Origin of the sequence: Pseudomonas sp. DR 5-09 (assembly GCF_001655595.1) — a bacterium.
Lineage (GTDB): Bacteria > Pseudomonadota > Gammaproteobacteria > Pseudomonadales > Pseudomonadaceae > Aquipseudomonas > Aquipseudomonas pharyngis.
The window spans coordinates 483,076-499,320 of the sequence record NZ_CP011566.1; the positions used below are offsets into that span (position 1 = coordinate 483,076).

The window sequence follows — 16,245 nt, forward strand, 5'->3', positions numbered from 1 at the left end:
TCTCCTTGACCTGGATTAATTCGGTTGGGGCCAGCGGCGGAAGATCAGCGAGGTGTTGACCCCGCCGAAAGCGAAGTTGTTGTTCATCACGTATTCGTGGCTCATCTGGCGGAATTCGCCGCGCAGGTAGTCGAGCTTGCCGCAGTGCGGGTCGACCTCGTCGAGGTTGAGCGTGTGCACGTACAGGTCGCGGTTGAGCATCTCGATACTGAACCACGATTCCAGCGCCCCGCAGGCGCCGAGGGTGTGGCCCAGGTAGCTCTTTTGCGAACTGATCGGCATGCGCTCGCCGAACAGGGCACTGGTGGCCAGGGTTTCAGCGACATCGCCCTGTTCGGTGGCGGTGCCGTGGCCGTTGACGTAGCCGATGGCGTCCGGCGCAAGGCCTGCGTCTTCCAGCGCCAGTTCCATTGCCCGGCGCATGGTGATCTGTTCCGGGCGGGTGGTGTGCTGGCCGTCGGCGTTGCTGCCGAAGCCAACGATCTCGGCGTGAATGTGCGCACCGCGTGCCAGGGCGTGTTCCAGCTCTTCAAGTACCAGCATGCCGCCGCCCTCGCCGATCACCAGACCGTCGCGGCCCTTGTCGTACGGGCGTGGCGAGGTGTGCGGCGCATCGTTTTTCAGGCTGGTGGCGTACAGCGCGTCGAACACCATGGCCTCGGTCGGGCACAGCTCTTCGGCGCCGCCGGCGAGCATCAGCGGCAGGCGTCCGAACTTGATCGCTTCGTAGGCGTAGCCGATGCCTTGGCTACCGCTGGTGCAGGCGCTGGAGGTCGGTATCAAACGGCCGGTGAGGCCGAAGAAGATGCTGATGTTCGCCGCCGTGGTGTGCGGCATCATCCGCACGTAGGAGTTGGCGTTGAGGCCTTCTGCCACCGAGTTGAGCAGCATGTTGCCGAACGCCTTGATTTCGTCGGTGCTGCCGGTGGACGAACCACAGGCCACGCCCATGCGCCCGTCCTTGATCGATTCGTCGCCGAGCAGGCCGGCATCGGCCAGCGCTTTTTCCGCTGCGCCGACGGCCAGCCGCGAAACACGGCCCATGCTGCGCAACTGTTTGCGGGTCCAGTGCGCCGGCACCTGGAAATCGTCGATAGGCCCGGCCAGACGGGTGTTGAGCTCGCTGAAGCGATCCCACTCGTCCATTCGGCGGATGCCGCTGCGGTTGGCGGCGAAATTGCCGGCGATGGTGTCCCAGTCGCTGCCCAGCGAGGTAATGCCGGCCATGCCGGTGACGACGACGCGCTTCATCAGCACAAGCCTCCGTTGACCGCCAGCACCTGGCGGGTGATGTACGACGCTTCCGCCGACATCAGGAAATTCACCGCACCGGCCACCTCTTCAGGCGTGCCCATGCGTTGTGCGGGGATCATTTTCATCAGTTCTTCCACCGGCACGTTTTCATCGAGCATGGCGGTATCGATCAGACCGGGCGCGACGCAATTCACCGTGATTTTGCGCTTGGCCAGTTCGATCGCCAACGCCTTTGCCGCGCCGATCACGCCGGCCTTCGAGGCGCTGTAATTGACCTGACCACGGTTGCCGATCAGCCCCGACACCGAGGTAATGCACACGATGCGACCCGCGGCGCGGCGGCGGATCATCGGCATCATCACCGGGTGCAGGACGTTGTAGAAACCGTCAAGGTTGGTGCGCAACACCACGTCCCAGTCATCGTCGCTCAGGGCCGGAAACGCGCCGTCGCGGGTCAGGCCGGCATTGAGCACAACGCCGTAGTAGGCGCCGTGGGCTTCAACGTCGGCTTCGAGGATGGCTTTGCAGGTTTCGCGATCAGCCACGTCGAATTGCAGGATGCGCGCTTGGCGGCCCAGGGCCTGGATTTCAGCCTGCACCGCCTGCGCGTCGCTCAGACCACTGCGGCAATGCACGACGATGTCATGCCCGGCCTGAGCCAGACGCAGGGCGATGGCGCGGCCGATGCCACGGCTGGAGCCGGTGACCAGGATGGATTCAGTCATCGTTCGACTCCTTGTTGGTTGCGTCGCGGGATTGTTCCAGATAGTCCGCCGCCTGCGGCGGGCGGAACACGTTCAGCCGGGCGCTGGCCTCGATGCCGGGCGCGTTGATATGGCATTCGAATACGCCCATGCCGTTGTCGTCTTCCAGCGAGCGCAAGCCATGGATGGTCAGTTCGCTGCCGACCGGAAAGGCTGCGACATTGCATTCGAACTTGCGTGTGCCGAGCAGAAAGCCCAGCTCCACCGGGTTGCCTTTCTGCCGCGCATGGCAGCCGGCGAACGCGGCGACGCTTTGCGCCATCAGCTCGACGCCGACCCAGGCCGGCAGGCTGCCGTCGGGCAGGCTGAACAGGCCGCCGGTGCGGACGGTGAGGGTGGTGTGGATCTGTTCGTCGTCAAAGCTCAGGATCCGGTCGATCAGGATCATGTCGCCAGCGTGGGGCAGCAGTTCGGCGAGCGGCCAGTGGCTCATGGGGCGTCTCCGATAATCAGGCTGACGTTATTGCCACCGAAGGCAAACGAGTTGCTCATCAGGTAGCGGGGTGCAATGGACGCCAGGCGTTCGCTTGCGGTCACCCACTTCAGCGCTGGCAGGTCGGGATCGGCCTGGCCATCCCAGACGTGCGGCGGCAAGGCGTGGTCGGGGTTGTCGGCAGTCAGGCTCAACCAGCAGAACGCCGCTTCCAGTGCGCCGGCGGCGCCGAGGGTGTGGCCGGTCATCGGTTTGGTCGAGGAACACGGCACGCCTTCGGGAAACAGGGTGGCGACGGCCAGACTTTCCATCGCGTCGTTGTGCTGGGTCGCGGTGCCGTGCAGGTTCAGGTAACTGATGTCGCCGGCTTGCAGATGGGCTTGGTCGAGCGCCTTCTGCATCGATTGCAGGGCGCCACGGCCAGTCGGTTCCGGTGCGGAAATGTGGTGCGCGTCGGAGCTGGCGCCGGCGCCGAGCAGGGCGATGCCCGGCCCAGCACCGCGCTGTTTGCTCATCACGAACAGCACCGCCGCTTCGCCGATGTTGATGCCGTTGCGGTTGGCGGAAAACGGATTGCAGCGCTGGTCCGACACCGCTTCCAGCGCACTGAAACCGTTGAGGGTCAGTTTGCACAGACTGTCGACACCGCCGCACAGCACCGCGTCGCACAGGCCCAGATCGAGCAGGCGTCGGGCGCTCATCAGCGCGCGTGCGCTGGAGGTGCAGGCAGTGGAAATCACATAGGTCGGGCCGCTCAGTTGCAGCCAGTCGGCGAGGAAATTCGCCGGGGCGCCGAGTTCCTGTTGCCGGTAGTCGTAATCGGCCGGGAACTGTTGGTCGCGAATGTAGTGCGCAAGGCCTCGGCTGGCTTCGTCGATGCCCGAAGTGCTGGTGCCGAGCACCACGCCGATGCGCTCGCGACCGTAAGTCTGGATCGCCTGCTCGATGTCATCGCGAATCTGCAACGCCGCTTCCAGCAGCAGTTGGTTGTTGCGGCTGCGCTGGTCGGCCAGCGCCTCGGGAATCGGCGCCAGATCGCCGTGCACGGCGGCCACCGGCAGCTCGCGCTCCGGCACCCAGCCGGACTCGCGGCGCATGCCCGAACAGTCGCCGGCAAACAGGTTGCGTGCCACGGCTGGCTTGTCGCGCCCCAGGGCGCAGATCACGCCGAGGGCATTGAGGTAGGCGGTCATGACGTCGGTTCACCGAGTGGCGTTACGCGATAGTGCGGGCCTTGTGGCAGGTTCAATTCGAAGCTCAAGGGTTGGGTGTAACGGATGTCCCAGCGCGCCGGCAGGGAACGTTGGCCGCCCTGTTGCTGCGCCTCGGGGTAGTTGCGCGATAGCTCGCCCGCCGGGGTCAGGGCGAACAGCAGCGCGGCGAACAGCTCCCGTGCTTCCGGGTTGGGCGGCAGCAGGCCGTCGGCCTGCCAGTGCCCGTCGATCAACTGCTGACGGGCCTGGGGAATGCCCAGCGGATCCATCATCGACCAGCGGATGCCGGGGCCTTCGCGCTGGATCACCAGCAACCAGTCTTGCTGTTGCCCGGCCAGGTGACGTTCGATATGCAGTTGCATCGGCAGCGGCAGGCTCGGGTTGCCGGCCGGCAGCGGTGCCTGACTGGCGCAGGCACCGAGCAGCAGGACGCAGGCGAGCAGCAGAATACGCAACATCAGACAGCCTCGTTCAAGGGTTTGCGGGCCACCACGTTGACCAGGGTTTCTTCCCGCTGGCCAAAGGGCTTGGGCTGGCGCAGACCAAAACGCTCGAGCAGACCGAAATCCTTCGACCGGCTCCACCACAGATACGGGTACGAAACGTTCTGTTCGGCAAACTCGAAACCCTGCTGGCGAATCATCTCCAGGTACTGCGCCGCGCTCTTTTGCACGTGCATCGGATGCCGGAACAGCCAGCGAATCACCCACGTATCAATGTAAGCCTCGGTGGACTCGGCGAACAGCAGGTAACCGCCCGGCTTGAGCACCCGATAGAACTCGGCGAGGGCTTTTTCCTGCTCCACCAGATGATGGAAGGTCTGGTGACAGAACAGTAGGTCGACGCTGGCGTCCGGCACATTGAGGGTCGCGCAGTCGCTGCCGATCAGCTCGACGTCGAAGCCCAGACGCGCGGCCTCGGCGGCGCTCAGTTCAAGGCTGTGCGGGTCGGCATCGACGCCGATCAGGCGCTGTGGCGCGAAGGTCTGGCGCAGATGGCCGAACGACTTGCCCTGACCGCAGCCGGCATCCAGCAGCACCGGGTTGGCGGGCAATGATTCGCTGAACAGCCCGCGCAGATCGTTGATTGCCACGCGCAGCACATGGTGCTGCCAGGTGTGGCTGCGCAGGAACCAGAAGCCGAAGCGGGTTTCCTCGACGTAGTTGTCGCTCAAGTAATTCAAGTGTCGTCCCTTGCACAGAGTTCGGAGATCGTCTTCAGCCGACGGCGCGCTTCACTGACGAACGGGTTGCCTTCGTCCCAGGCGTAACCGGCGAGGATCGAGCAGATCATGCGGCGGATTTCCGGGGAGCCTTGCTCGTGGAAAATCACGTCCTGAAAGGTGCCGGCGTACCAGCCTTCGACGTAGCAGCGGAACGTGTCGACCCCGCGTTTCAGCGGCTCGGCGAATTCCCGTTGCCAGTCCACCGTTTCGCCCTGCAACTGTCGATGCAGCACAGCGGCGGCCATGCTCGCCGAACGCATGGCAATGGTCACGCCCGAGGAGAACACCGGGTCGAGAAATTCCGCCGCGTTGCCCAGCAGCGCAAAGCCCGGGCCGTGCAGGGTTTTGACGTTGGCCGCATAGCCACCGAGCGTGCGCGCCGGGGTGTCCCACACGGCGTTGCTCAGAACCTTGGCCAGGCTCGGGGTTTCGGCGATGAACCCGCGCAAACAGGCGTCGAGGTCGGCATCACGACCTGCGAAATGTTCAGCGGCAGCCACCACGCCTACCGAGCAGCGACCGTTGCTGAACGGGATCGACCAGAACCAGATGTCGCGGTGCTGCGGATGGGTGGTGATGAGGATTTTTTCACGGTCGAAGCCGGGGTAATCAATGTGGTCTTCAACGTGAGTGAAGACGGCCTGGCGAACCGGGAAGTTCGACGGCGCTTCCAGGTCGAGCAGGCGTGACAGCACGCGGCCGTAGCCGCTGGCATCGAGGACAAAATCGGCTTCGACGCGGTACTCGCTGGCGTCTTCGCGGCGCACATTCAACTGCGGTCGCGGACGTTCGAAATCGACGCTGACAATCGCGTCGCCATAGCGGATTTCCGCGCCCTGCAATGCCGCCTGATCGGCCAGCAACTTGTCGAAGTCGGCGCGTTGCACCTGCAGAGTCGTGGGCTTGCCGGCGGTGAAGGTGTCGCCAAAATCGAAGGCGCTGTAGCGCTCGCCCCAGGCGAACGCCGCACCGTTCTTGCGTTGGAAACCGGCGGCATTCACCGCCTCGAGCATGCCGGCCTCTTCGACGAAATCCAGGCAATGGCAGAGCAGGCTTTCACCGATGGAGAACCTCGGGAAATGCTGACGCTCGATCACCAGCACGTCGTGCCCCTTGCGCTTGAGCAATGCGGCGGCGATGGCGCCGGAGGGGCCGGCGCCGATGATCACGACCTGACGGGATTCCATTTCAACGATTGGCACGTGAGCTCCTGGGTACGGCAATAGGGTTCAGTGACGCCCGGTGCAGGCCGATGAAGGCCGGCAACAGCGTCGCGATCAGCCCCATCAGCATCAGCGCAAAGTACAGCGCCGGGCTGATGAGTTGTTGTTGCAACAGCAGGTTGAGAAAGACGATTTCGCTCAAGCCGCGAATGTTCAGCAGCACGCTCTCGCGCCAGCGGCTGGCGCCTTCGAACGACGCGCCGGCCCAGCCGAGGCCGAGCCAGTTACCCAGGATTTTGCTGGCGACCGGCAACAGCAGCAGCGCCGCCCATTGCACGGCGCCGAGGCTGGCGAGGGCGCTGTGCACGTCGATCTGGACGATGCCGAAAGTGAGGATCAGCGGAATCGCCACCCAGGTCTGCAAGCGGTTCATCCAGTGCGCCGGCAGCGGCAACACCAGTGGCACCTTGAGCGCGGCCATGCACAGCAGATAGCCGATGCCAAAAATCAGCGCGTTGAGTTTGTAGTGTTCGGCCAGCACCAGCAGCGCAAAAAAGCCGAGGCTGTAGGTCAATGGCCGGCGTATGCCGAACACCCGCAGCAGCACCGGCACGCAGGCCAGCCCCAGCGGCAGCAACAGACTGCTCAGGTGCAGGCTGCCCTGGGCGAGGCCGAACAGCGTCCAGCAGGTCAGGTCGATCAGGATCGCGGTCTGCACCAGACGCCGGGTGGCGGCGGGCGGGTAGTCGATGTGGCGCAGGTACAGGTACAACACCGGGATCGCGGTGATGGCGAACACCAGACCGATGGCCAGCGAGTTGATCCACGGTTGTGTCGGCAGCAGCCAGTACGTCGTCGCCAGGCCGCAGGCGAACGGTACGGCGAAACTCGGCAGGGCGATCTTCACGCTCTGACGGTCCAGGCGCAGGTCGATCACGTCGCTGAGGATGTGCCCCAGCAACAGGGCGAAGCTCAGGCTGTAGAGATTTTTCAACCAGCCCGGCGCGATCAGTGCGGCGCCGTTGAGTTGCCAGCCCGGTTCGATCCAGAAGTACATCAGCAGCGGCAGGCCGAAGCTGGCCAGCAGCAATTGACTGACGATCGGGATCAGCCCGAAATGCCGGCCGACCCGGGTGGCGACGAAGAACAGCGCCAGGGCCATCAGCCAGAAAATCACCACCATCATGCTGCAGGCTCCGTGACGGAAACCGCATGGGTCTGACGCCCGGCCCACGGCGCGAGCATGAAGCTGAACGCCAGGCCGAGGCTCACCGACAGGCCGAAGTTACTCACCGCCGGGGTGCTCGACACCGCCAGCAGGCCGAACGACAGCCAGGTGGTGGCGGCTGCGAGCAAAGTGCCGAGCAGGCTGACGGCCGCGCCGCCGACTTGTTCGCGCATGAGGATCGCGTAGTCGACGCTGATCGCCGTCACCAGCAACAGGCCGAACAGGCTGAACAGGGTCAGCGGCTGACCGAGCCAGCCCAGGCTGGCCAGGCTGCACAACGCAGCGAGCAGCGGCAGGGCGACGATCCGCAGCGCGCCGCCGAGACCGAACGGCAGCATCAGCACCAGCACGATCAACACGCAGGACGCGAGTTTCAGTTCCGCGGCGCTGATCTGGGTCTGGGCGAACACCTTGTTCAGATCGCCGAGCCGATCCACCAGCATCACTCCCGGCAGATCCAGCGCCTGCACCCGCAGCAGCGAAGGATTGTTCAGGCCTTGCAGGCTGACCATCGCCGCCACGCCATCCTCGGTCGGGCCGAGCCACAGCGTTCGGTAGGGCTCGCCGAGCGGGCCGGCCAGCGCCGCATCGATGTCCTCGGCGGGCAGGGCCTGCAACTGTTGCAGTTCGGTTTGCAGCGCCGCCAGCGGTACGCCGACCTCCAGCAACGGCTGCCAGAATTGCGGCAACTTGCTCAGCGCTTCCCGCACCTGTTGCTGCTGAGCCGGCGGGCTGACCAGTTGATTGAGCGCCAGATAACCCTGCAACTTGTCGAGATTGACCAGTTGATCCAGCCGCTCGCTCAGGGCTGCTTGCCGTTCCAGCAATTGCTGCTGATCGGCGGCGCGCACCAGGAAGAATTGGCTGGTCGGCTGATAGCCGGTAATCCGCGCGATGCTCTGCGCTTCATCGGTCAGGCGTTGCGGCGCACCGACCCACTGGCGGATGTCATTCTTGCTCTCCAGTTGCAGCAGGCCGCCGACGCAGAAGGCGATCAGCAGGGCCAGCAATACCGGCGTTCTGACGTGGTCGAGCAGGTTTTCCCGCAGTCGCACCAGACGCTCGGCCAGTTGCAGCGGCCATTGCGCCGGGCGCAGTTCGACGTTTTTCAGCAGCGCCGGCAACAGGCACACCGCCGACAGGTAGGCGCCGAGCAAACCGGCGGCGGAGAACACGGCGATTTGGGTCAGGGCCGGGAAGGGCGTCCAGGCCAGCGCCAGGTAACCGATGGCGCTGGTGATCAGGCTCAACGTCAGCCCGGACAGGGTCAGGCGCAACGCCGGCCAGCTGTGCCAGGGCTTGAGGCTCCAGCTCTTGGACAGATAGTGCAGCGGGTAATCCACTGCCACGCCGATCAGGCTGGAACCAAGCACAAGCGTCATCACGTGCATGTGCCCGAACAGCGCCACACAAGCCACTGCACCGAACAGCATGCCCACCAGCACCGGAATGAATGCCAGCAGCACCCGCCAGCGGCGGAAGGCGAGCAGCAACAGCAACAGGATGCCGATGGTGGCGCCGCCGCCGACCCAGGTCATTTCCCGGGTCGCCTGCTGCTGACCGTTGGCGGCGTACAGCAGGCCGCTGGCGGCCAGCAGTTGCACGTCGGCACTCGCCGCTTGCTCGCGGCTGTGTTGCAACAGGGCGGCGACTTGCAGCGGTTGATTCATGTCGAAGGCGCTGCCGGTGGTGCGTGCGCGCAGCAGCACCCAGCTCTTGCCATCGGCGTCGGCGATCAACGCGCCGCTGCCGATGTCCAGTTGCACCGCGCCATGTTGTGGCTGGCTGTTCTGGATGCGTCCGGTCAGGCCCAGCCAGTCGTCCTGGCTCGGCACCAGACTGAACCCGGTGAAAGGGTCGAACAGCGTCTGTACCCGTTGCTGGATAAAGGCGTCGGGATGTTCGATCAGCAGTTGTCGGTCATCCGCCGAGAGCATCGCCAGCCGTCCTTGCAGCAGTTGCGTGCGCAGGGCCGGCAGATCGGCTTGCAGGTTCCACTGGACCTTTTCGAACAGCCCGCTGGCCTGCCATTGCTCGCCCAGGGTCTGGGCCATGGCGACGGCTTGCTGGCGATCGGCGTGGCCGACCAGCACCAGCATGTCGCGGTTGAGCGGTTCCTGCATGCGTTGTTCTGCGCGCAGTTCGAGGGCGTCCGGGTGGGTGCCGGGCACCAGTTCCATCAGGTTGGCCGACAGCGGCGCACCGTTGCGCCACTGCCAGGCGCCGAGTGCGACGACGGCCAGCAGCAGGATCAGGAACAGCCAGGGCAGCCTGCGTTCACTCGGCAAAGTCATGTTGCTCCGCGTCGCTCAGAGGTTGGCCGGCGGTGCTATCCTGCATGCGCAGCACGGTGCTGTCGCCCTGGGTTTCCAGCAGTTCGATGGTGTTCACCAACGTGCCGCCGCTGATGTTGATCTGGTTGAAGACCTGCTTGAGCAGCACCGAGCGTGGGGTCAGGGTCAGTTGCCATTGCTGCGCATCGCCGCTCAGGGCCAGTTCGAAATCCCGTTGCAGACCGCTGCTGTCGCCTTGCAGCACCGCCAGGAACAAGCGGTTCTGCTCGGCCCCGGCGCTCTTGTTCGGCAGCAGTTGCCAGCCGGTGGCATCACGCCGGGCGATGCCCTTGGCGCTGATCCGGTAATCCTGTTGCAGCGGGGTTTTCAGCAGCCACAGCAGGCCGTGGTTTTTCGCCAGCACGAAGCTGCCCTTGCTGATCAGCGGCTGGGGCAGGGCGCGCAGGTGTTTTTCCTGGGTGAACTGGCCGTGGATCACGTCCGGCTTCGCCAGTTGCTCGCTCAACTGTTGCAGGTCGAAGGCGTTGGCCAGCGACGACAGCGTCAGTAGCGCCAGGGCCCCAAGGGATTTCAACCACACATTCATCGCAACATCCTTTCCACGGCATCGGTGAAGACTTTTGGCGAAGCCAGTTGCATCTCGCGGCTGCTCACTTCGACGGCGACCTGCACGGAACTGGCGCGGGTCAGGCGCTCGCCGGTCTCGGCGTCGGTGATGAGGTAGTTAATCTTCAGGCGGTTTTCCCACTCCACCAGACTGGCGCGCACGTTCAACCGTTGACCGAACACCGCGCCGCGCACATAGCGCAGTTGCAGGTCGATCACCGGCCAGGCATAGCCCGAGTCGACCATCTGGTTGTAGTTGTGGCCGATCTTGTCGAGCAATGCGCAACGCGCCACTTCCAGGTATTTCACGTAATGGCCGTGCCAGACGACGTGCATGGTGTCGACGTCAAAGAACGGCACGAGGATTTCCGTATCGGCGTGAAGCACTCCGGCACTACGCATGCAGCCTCCAGTGTTGCTCGGCGATGCGTTGCAGGCACAGGCGCAATTCGCCTTCCAGGGCGCGGTCTTCGATCACTGGCGGGAAGTCCTGGGCCAGTTGTTCATGCATGGCGGCTAGCGATGGTGGCAGTGGTCGTGCATCTTCATCGCGGCCGCGCAGCCATACGCCTTGATTGGCCGCGAGCAGCGTGGCGGCGGCGACCTGTTCGGTCAGCTCCAGCACGCGAATGGCGTCGCGTGCGGCGATGGTGCCCATGCTCACCTTGTCCTGGTTGTGGCACTCGGTGGAGCGTGAGAAGACGCTGGCCGGCATGGTGTTTTTCAACGCTTCGGCGGTCCAGGCGCTGGCGCCGATCTGCACGGCCTTGAAGCCGTGGTTGAGCATTGCGCGGTCGACGCTGGCGCCGGACAGGTTGCTCGGTAAGCCGTGGTTGTAACGTTCGTCCACCAGCAGCGCGAGTTGTCGGTCGAGCAGGTCGGCGACGTTGGCCACGAGGTTTTTCAGGCTGTCCATGGCGAACGCGATATGCCCGCCGTAGAAGTGTCCGCCGTGCAGCACGCGCTCGGCTTCGGCGTCGATGATCGGGTTGTCGTTGGCGCTGTTCAGTTCGGTTTCGATGAACGAGCGCAGCCAGTTCAGGCTGTCGGCCAGCACGCCGAGCACGTGCGGTGCGCAGCGCAGCGAGTAGCGATCCTGCAAACGGTGCAGCGGCGCGGTCGGCGCTTCGATCGCCAGATCCTTGCGCAGCCACGCGGCGACCTGCATTTGCCCCGGATGCGGCTTGGCGGCGAACAGGCGCTCGTCGAAGTGCTCCGGATTACCTTGCAGCGCCACCACGTTCAGCGCGGTGATGCGAGTGGCCAGTTGCAGCAGGTAATCGGCGCGGGCGTAAGCCAGGCAGGCCAGACCGGTCATCACGGCGGTGCCGTTCATCAATGCCAGCGCTTCTTTTGGGCGCAGCACCAACGGTGTCCAGCCCAGTTCGCGGTGCACGTCCGCAGCCTGGCGACGCTCGCCACGGAACATCACTTCACGCTCGCCGGACAGCGTCGCGGCGACGTAGGACAACGGCGTCAGATCGCCGCTGGCGCCCACCGAACCCTCTTCGGGGATCAGTGGCAGAATGTCGTGTTCAAGAAACGCATGCAGGCGTTCCAGCAGTTCGATGCGCACCCCGGACACGCCGTGGCACAGCGACTGCAAACGCGCCGCCAGCACCGCGCGGGTGGCCTGGGCGTCGAGCAGTTTGCCCAGTCCGCAACCGTGGAACGTGTAGAGATGACGCGGCAGCGCCTCGACGTGATGCAGCGGCACCGCGACCACGCAGGAATCGCCGTAACCGGTGGTCACGCCGTAGATCACGCCTTCCTTGTCCAGCAGCGAGTCGAGGAACCGCGCGCCCTTGGCGATGCGTTCGCGATAAGGCGCGTCGCTCTGCAACTGCACGGGCGCCTGACGGTTGGCCAGGGCCAGCACGTCTTCGATGCGCAAAGGGCGTTCGCCGAAGGTGACCGGCTCAGGAGTTGGCGTTGTCATCGGTTTTCCAGAATGGGTAAAAGTTGAACCATTGGCACGGTGCTTCGAGGCAATAGTGACTCAGGCGTTGCGCATAGTGGGTCGCCCACTGATGAATGACCTGTTCGCGCTCGCGGCGTGACCACACCACGGCGTCGGCGAAGGGTTCGAGGGTCAGTCGATAGTGGCCGTCGGGCTGTTTCAAGCACATCAGCAGGTTGACCGGGCATTTCAGCAGGCCGGCCAGCAGCCACGGCCCTTGCGGGAACGGCGCCGGGTGGCCGAGAAAGTCCACGGTCACGCTGCGCCCGCCATGCAGCGGCACGCGGTCGCCGGCAATCGCCAGCCACTCGCCGCGCTCCAGGCGTTCGTGCAGTTGCAGCATGATCACCGGGTCCAGTTCGCTGACCTGGATCAGCCGCAGGTTGGTCGCGCCGGCCTCGCCCAGCAGGCGATTGAATTGCTCGGCGTGCTTGGTGTGCACCAGCACGTTCATGGTGACCTTTTCGCCCAGCTCCGCCAGCGCCCGGCACACCTCGAGGTTGCCCAGATGTGCGCCCACCAGCAGTTGCCCGCGACTGCCGCGCAACTGATTGCGCAACAGCGCCGGGTCGATGATTTCGATCTGCTCGATCTTCAGCTTGCCGTTCCACACGTCGAGCTTGTCGAGCAGCGAATCGGCGAATGCCATGAACTGGCGGAACACCCGCCACCGGGTCGGGCGCAATTCGTGGCGACCGCTCCAGTCGGCGAGGCGCTGCTGATACTGCCAGGCACTGCGCCGGGCGGTGCGGCCGAACAGGAAAAAGTACAGGACGATGCCGTACAGCAGCGGGCTCAGCAGGCGTCGGCCAAGGACTTTGGCGGCGAACGCGGTGAATTTCATCAGCAGGAAACTGCCGCGCTCTTCGCGGTCGGCCCAGTGCTTCTTGTCGGTCTCGACGGTCATGGACGCCACCGTCGCCAGAGGATCACGGGCAGGCGCAGCAACATGCCAAAGAACAGGCGCGTGTGCATGCTCGAGATCAGCACGTTGTCGTGGAACAGGCGAAAGTGCGACACGCCGTCCAGCGGGTAATGCACGCTGGTCTGCAACCAGCGCATCGGCTGATTGCGCCAGGCCAGGCGCACCAGAATGTCCGAGTCGAAATCCATGCGCTTGCCGATCCGCGCCGAGTCGATCACGCCCAGCGTCGGTTCCAGCGGATACACCCGGAAGCCGCACATCGAATCGCGAATCTGCAGCGACAAGGTGTTGATCCACACCATCACGTGGGTCAGATAACGCGCATACAAACGGCCCTTGGGCACGCTGGCGTCGTACAGCGGATAACCGCAGATCAGCGACTTGGGGTGAGCGCGGGATTCTTCGATGAACCGCGCGACATCCTGCAGGTCATGCTGACCGTCGGCGTCGACCTGCAAGGCATGGCTGAAACCCAGCCGCGCCGCTTCACGCAGACCGGTCATCACCGCGCCGCCCTTGCCTTGGTTTGCGGTGAGACGCACCAGATGAACCCGCTCGCGCTCGGCCAGCGCATCCAGCACCGCCGCACAGGATTTGCTGCTGGCATCGTCCACCAGAATGCATGGCAGATCCTCGGCGAGCAGGGCGTCGACCACCGTGCCGATGGCGGTTTCGTGGTTGTAGACCGGGATCACGGCGCAAGGGTTATGCATCGCCAGCCCCCAGCAGAATCCGCCCGCTGGAACAGGTGGCGGTTTCGTTGCGGTAGGCGAAATACAACTTGCCGCGTTCCGGATCGAAGCGCAGGTGCAACTGGACTTCATCGCCGGGGCGCACCAGTTGCTGGAACTTCAGCACTTCCATGCCGGCGAACGCGCCGGGCAGGTTCAGCAGTTGCCGACCCAGGTTCAGTGCCCATTCGACCTGTACCACGCCGGGCAGCACCGGAGCCTTGGGGAAGTGGCCGCTGAAATAAGCCAGATCCGGCGGAACGCTCAACTGCAGGTTCCATTCGCCCTCGGTTTCGGCCTGCTCCAGAATCTCCGGCGCTTTCGGCCGTGGTGCCAGCAGCAGGGCTTCGACGTCGGCCTGAGGCAACTTGCCCTGCGAGTTCAGCGGCAACTGTCGCAGCAGGCGCCAGCGGCGGGGCAGGGCCAGGGCTTCGCAGTGGTCGCCGAGATGACGGCGCAGGGTTTCGGTCAGGCTGCGCCGACCGTGTTCGCGCAGGGCAAACAGGCCCGATTCGCTGAGCACCAGCAGAGCGCCGAGGGACGCGCGGTTTTCCTGTACCACGCCCAGACGCGCTTCGGCGACCCAGTCGTGGGCCACCAGCGCCTGTTCAAGCATCGGCAGAGAAATACGTTTTTCTTCGAGTTTGACGATCCGGTCGAGCCGTCCGAGCAATTCAAAGCGGCCATCGGCCTGAATGCGTGCCGCATCGGCGGTGTGTTCGACATGCCCGGCGGGCAGATAAGGCGAAGCGATCAGCAGGGCGCCGTCGCTGTCCTGGCTCAACTCGACACCGGCAAACGGCTGCCACAACGATTCGCCCTGACGCCAGGCGATGCCGCCGGTTTCCGAGCTGCCGAGGATTTCTGTCGGCCATTGTCCCAGGCGCTGATGCAAACTTTGCGCGGCGTCTGCCGGCAGTGCGCCACCGGAGGAAAACACCCGGCGCACGGCGCTCAGGGCCGGCCAGTCGAGGTTGTCGCCCATACGTTTGAGCAGCGCCGGACTGGCGACCCAGGCAAAGGTCGGGTGTTCGCGGCTGGCGCGTTGCAGGTCTTCCGGGAAGGCCAGTTGCTTGCGCAGGAACGGACGCCCGGCGCACAGCGGCCACAGCACGCGGAACAGCAAACCGTAAATGTGCTGGGTGGCGACGCTGCCAAGAATGCAGGCCTCACCGAGATCGGCGCCCCAGAGTTGCTCAAGGGCTTCGACTTCGTTGGCCAGTTGCTGCAGGGATTTGTCGATGCGCTTTGGCTCGCCGCTGGAGCCGGAAGTGCACAGGCTCAGGCGGCACTGGTCGAGGTCCAGTTCGGCAGCGGGCAATGCCGGTTGCTGCAGATCGCTCAGGCGAGCGTCACCGGCATGGTCGGTCAGCCACAGATCGACGTCGTTCGACCAGCGCTGGCGGGTTTGCGCTTGCAGATCCGAAGGCAGCAATACGCTGACCCCGGCGCGCCAGGCACCGAGCAGGGCGATAGCCAGATCGGCGGCATCTTCAAGATGCACGGCCAGACGCTGCACGCCCTTGGCTTGCAGACCGGCGGCCAGGCCCAGGGCCTGTTCGCGCAGTTGTGCGTGATCGAGTGCCGGTGCGCTTGTTACAGCACGCGCCGGCAGGGCCTTGAGCAACAGCTGCTCAAGTTTTATCCAATTCATGGGCGACCTCTTACCCGTTGTCGTATCAGCCATTCAATGGCAAACATCAGGCCGATCAATCCGTAGGAGATCAGGCCGGTGTACAACATCCACCAGTTCAGCGGCGCCCACAGTGTCAGCAGGGCGGCGCACAAACCGTTGCAAAAGAAAAACACGCTCCAGGCCACGGTGACCTGGCGGGTGTAACGAATCGCCTTGGGCGGCAGTTGCGGTTCACGCAGGCGCGCCAGACGCTCGACCATCGGCGGGCCGTATTTCAGGCTCAGGCTGAACAGCACCAGCATGAAGCCGCTGATCAGCACCGGGTACCAGCGCAACAGCAAAGGGCTGTCGAACACTGCCAGCAGCAGGCAGAACACGATCGCCACAAAGGCCATCCACAGGCTGCCGGGCTTGCGTTCGCCGGTCAGCGCCCGGGCCAGCCACAGGCCGCCCAGCAGCAGGCCGAACTGCCATGGCGCGAAATGCTCCATGCCGAAATACACCGCAAAGGGGTAAAGCAGGCCTGCCAGCAGCAGGCCGAGGCCGATCAGTCGGCTCATGCGGCGGGTTGAACCAGACGGTAGACCGCCTCGACCACGTCGCTGACGGTGCGCACCGACTTGAATTCCTCGGCGGCGATTTTCTTGCCGGTCTGGCGCTTGATGTGATCGATCAGGTCGACGGCGTCGATGCTGTCGATTTCCAGATCCTGATACAGGTTGGATTCCAGGCTCACGCGGGCCGGGTCCAGTTCGAACAGCTCGACCAAGGCATCGCGCAGGGTGTTGAAAATGTCGTCACGAGTTTGCATG

General features: G+C 64.5%; 17 protein-coding genes. All 17 read right to left on the reverse strand.

The window, feature by feature from the left end; all coding sequences use genetic code 11:
* Positions 1-15: 15 nt before the first annotated feature.
* The 17 genes from PDR5_RS02140 to PDR5_RS02220 are packed head-to-tail and all read right to left on the reverse strand — an operon-like array spanning position 16 to position 16,244.
* Complete coding sequence (locus PDR5_RS02140; protein ID WP_064592919.1) at positions 16-1,251, reverse strand: beta-ketoacyl-ACP synthase; 1,236 nt, start codon at positions 1,249-1,251, stop codon at positions 16-18.
* Positions 1,251-1,979 (reverse strand): 3-oxoacyl-ACP reductase FabG, encoded by a 729-nt coding sequence (gene fabG / locus PDR5_RS02145; protein WP_039766460.1) that lies wholly within the window; start codon positions 1,977-1,979, stop codon positions 1,251-1,253. Before fabG ends, PDR5_RS02140 begins: the two co-directional genes overlap by 1 nt.
* A complete protein-coding gene (locus PDR5_RS02150; RefSeq protein ID WP_064592921.1) occupies positions 1,972-2,451 on the reverse strand; it encodes a hotdog family protein in 480 nt (159 codons plus the stop codon). Before PDR5_RS02150 ends, fabG begins: the two co-directional genes overlap by 8 nt.
* Positions 2,448-3,644 carry a beta-ketoacyl-[acyl-carrier-protein] synthase family protein gene (locus tag PDR5_RS02155; RefSeq protein WP_064592923.1) on the reverse strand — a complete coding sequence of 399 codons (1,197 nt, stop codon included), beginning with the start codon at positions 3,642-3,644 and terminating at the stop codon, positions 2,448-2,450. The genes PDR5_RS02150 and PDR5_RS02155 overlap by 4 nt, the downstream gene beginning before the upstream one ends.
* The gene (locus PDR5_RS02160; RefSeq protein ID WP_064592925.1) at positions 3,641-4,123 is read right to left on the reverse strand and encodes a hypothetical protein; all 483 of its coding nucleotides are present in this window, start codon (positions 4,121-4,123) and stop codon (positions 3,641-3,643) included. Before PDR5_RS02160 ends, PDR5_RS02155 begins: the two co-directional genes overlap by 4 nt.
* Positions 4,123-4,848 (reverse strand): class I SAM-dependent methyltransferase, encoded by a 726-nt coding sequence (locus PDR5_RS02165; protein ID WP_007952357.1) that lies wholly within the window; start codon positions 4,846-4,848, stop codon positions 4,123-4,125. Before PDR5_RS02165 ends, PDR5_RS02160 begins: the two co-directional genes overlap by 1 nt.
* A complete protein-coding gene (locus PDR5_RS02170; RefSeq protein ID WP_064592927.1) occupies positions 4,845-6,092 on the reverse strand; it encodes an NAD(P)/FAD-dependent oxidoreductase in 1,248 nt (415 codons plus the stop codon). Before PDR5_RS02170 ends, PDR5_RS02165 begins: the two co-directional genes overlap by 4 nt.
* The gene (locus PDR5_RS02175; RefSeq protein ID WP_064592929.1) at positions 6,079-7,239 is read right to left on the reverse strand and encodes a hypothetical protein; all 1,161 of its coding nucleotides are present in this window, start codon (positions 7,237-7,239) and stop codon (positions 6,079-6,081) included. The genes PDR5_RS02170 and PDR5_RS02175 overlap by 14 nt, the downstream gene beginning before the upstream one ends.
* Positions 7,236-9,575, reverse strand: coding sequence for an MMPL family transporter (locus PDR5_RS02180; protein ID WP_064592931.1), 2,340 nt, complete (start codon positions 9,573-9,575; stop codon positions 7,236-7,238). Before PDR5_RS02180 ends, PDR5_RS02175 begins: the two co-directional genes overlap by 4 nt.
* Positions 9,559-10,161 carry an outer membrane lipoprotein carrier protein LolA gene (locus PDR5_RS02185; RefSeq protein WP_064592934.1) on the reverse strand — a complete coding sequence of 201 codons (603 nt, stop codon included), beginning with the start codon at positions 10,159-10,161 and terminating at the stop codon, positions 9,559-9,561. Before PDR5_RS02185 ends, PDR5_RS02180 begins: the two co-directional genes overlap by 17 nt.
* Entirely contained in the window at positions 10,158-10,583 is a 426-nt protein-coding gene (locus tag PDR5_RS02190; protein ID WP_064592936.1) for an acyl-CoA thioesterase, read from the reverse strand. The genes PDR5_RS02185 and PDR5_RS02190 overlap by 4 nt, the downstream gene beginning before the upstream one ends.
* Positions 10,576-12,120 carry an HAL/PAL/TAL family ammonia-lyase gene (locus PDR5_RS02195; RefSeq protein ID WP_064592941.1) on the reverse strand — a complete coding sequence of 515 codons (1,545 nt, stop codon included), beginning with the start codon at positions 12,118-12,120 and terminating at the stop codon, positions 10,576-10,578. The genes PDR5_RS02190 and PDR5_RS02195 overlap by 8 nt, the downstream gene beginning before the upstream one ends.
* The gene (locus PDR5_RS02200) at positions 12,101-13,048 is read right to left on the reverse strand and encodes an LpxL/LpxP family acyltransferase (protein ID WP_064592942.1); all 948 of its coding nucleotides are present in this window, start codon (positions 13,046-13,048) and stop codon (positions 12,101-12,103) included. Before PDR5_RS02200 ends, PDR5_RS02195 begins: the two co-directional genes overlap by 20 nt.
* Positions 13,045-13,779, reverse strand: coding sequence for a glycosyltransferase family 2 protein (locus tag PDR5_RS02205; protein WP_064592944.1), 735 nt, complete (start codon positions 13,777-13,779; stop codon positions 13,045-13,047). The genes PDR5_RS02200 and PDR5_RS02205 overlap by 4 nt, the downstream gene beginning before the upstream one ends.
* The gene (locus tag PDR5_RS02210) at positions 13,772-15,451 is read right to left on the reverse strand and encodes an acyl-CoA synthetase family protein (protein WP_064592946.1); all 1,680 of its coding nucleotides are present in this window, start codon (positions 15,449-15,451) and stop codon (positions 13,772-13,774) included. The genes PDR5_RS02205 and PDR5_RS02210 overlap by 8 nt, the downstream gene beginning before the upstream one ends.
* Positions 15,448-15,993, reverse strand: coding sequence for a membrane protein (locus PDR5_RS02215; RefSeq protein ID WP_011332105.1), 546 nt, complete (start codon positions 15,991-15,993; stop codon positions 15,448-15,450). Before PDR5_RS02215 ends, PDR5_RS02210 begins: the two co-directional genes overlap by 4 nt.
* Positions 15,990-16,244: an acyl carrier protein gene (locus PDR5_RS02220; protein ID WP_007947135.1), complete on the reverse strand. Its 255-nt coding sequence runs from the start codon at positions 16,242-16,244 to the stop codon at positions 15,990-15,992. Before PDR5_RS02220 ends, PDR5_RS02215 begins: the two co-directional genes overlap by 4 nt.
* Between the last annotated feature and the right edge of the window lies 1 nt (position 16,245).

Excerpts from the sequence above, each read along its gene's own strand:
- PDR5_RS02210 (WP_064592946.1), bottom strand. The coding sequence starts at position 15,451 with ATGAATTGGATAAAACTTGAGCAGCTGTTGCTCAAGGCCCTGCCGGCG.
- PDR5_RS02200 (WP_064592942.1), bottom strand. The coding sequence starts at position 13,048 with ATGACCGTCGAGACCGACAAGAAGCACTGGGCCGACCGCGAAGAGCGC.
- PDR5_RS02160 (WP_064592925.1), bottom strand. The coding sequence starts at position 4,123 with ATGTTGCGTATTCTGCTGCTCGCCTGCGTCCTGCTGCTCGGTGCCTGC.
- PDR5_RS02215 (WP_011332105.1), bottom strand. The coding sequence starts at position 15,993 with ATGAGCCGACTGATCGGCCTCGGCCTGCTGCTGGCAGGCCTGCTTTAC.
- PDR5_RS02175 (WP_064592929.1), bottom strand. The coding sequence starts at position 7,239 with ATGATGGTGGTGATTTTCTGGCTGATGGCCCTGGCGCTGTTCTTCGTC.
- PDR5_RS02205 (WP_064592944.1), bottom strand. The coding sequence starts at position 13,779 with ATGCATAACCCTTGCGCCGTGATCCCGGTCTACAACCACGAAACCGCC.
- PDR5_RS02150 (WP_064592921.1), bottom strand. The coding sequence starts at position 2,451 with ATGAGCCACTGGCCGCTCGCCGAACTGCTGCCCCACGCTGGCGACATG.
- PDR5_RS02180 (WP_064592931.1), bottom strand. The coding sequence starts at position 9,575 with ATGACTTTGCCGAGTGAACGCAGGCTGCCCTGGCTGTTCCTGATCCTG.
- PDR5_RS02185 (WP_064592934.1), bottom strand. The coding sequence starts at position 10,161 with ATGAATGTGTGGTTGAAATCCCTTGGGGCCCTGGCGCTACTGACGCTG.
- PDR5_RS02140 (WP_064592919.1), bottom strand. The coding sequence starts at position 1,251 with ATGAAGCGCGTCGTCGTCACCGGCATGGCCGGCATTACCTCGCTGGGC.
- PDR5_RS02195 (WP_064592941.1), bottom strand. The coding sequence starts at position 12,120 with ATGACAACGCCAACTCCTGAGCCGGTCACCTTCGGCGAACGCCCTTTG.
- PDR5_RS02155 (WP_064592923.1), bottom strand. The coding sequence starts at position 3,644 with ATGACCGCCTACCTCAATGCCCTCGGCGTGATCTGCGCCCTGGGGCGC.
- fabG (WP_039766460.1), bottom strand. The coding sequence starts at position 1,979 with ATGACTGAATCCATCCTGGTCACCGGCTCCAGCCGTGGCATCGGCCGC.
- PDR5_RS02190 (WP_064592936.1), bottom strand. The coding sequence starts at position 10,583 with ATGCGTAGTGCCGGAGTGCTTCACGCCGATACGGAAATCCTCGTGCCG.
- PDR5_RS02220 (WP_007947135.1), bottom strand. The coding sequence starts at position 16,244 with ATGCAAACTCGTGACGACATTTTCAACACCCTGCGCGATGCCTTGGTC.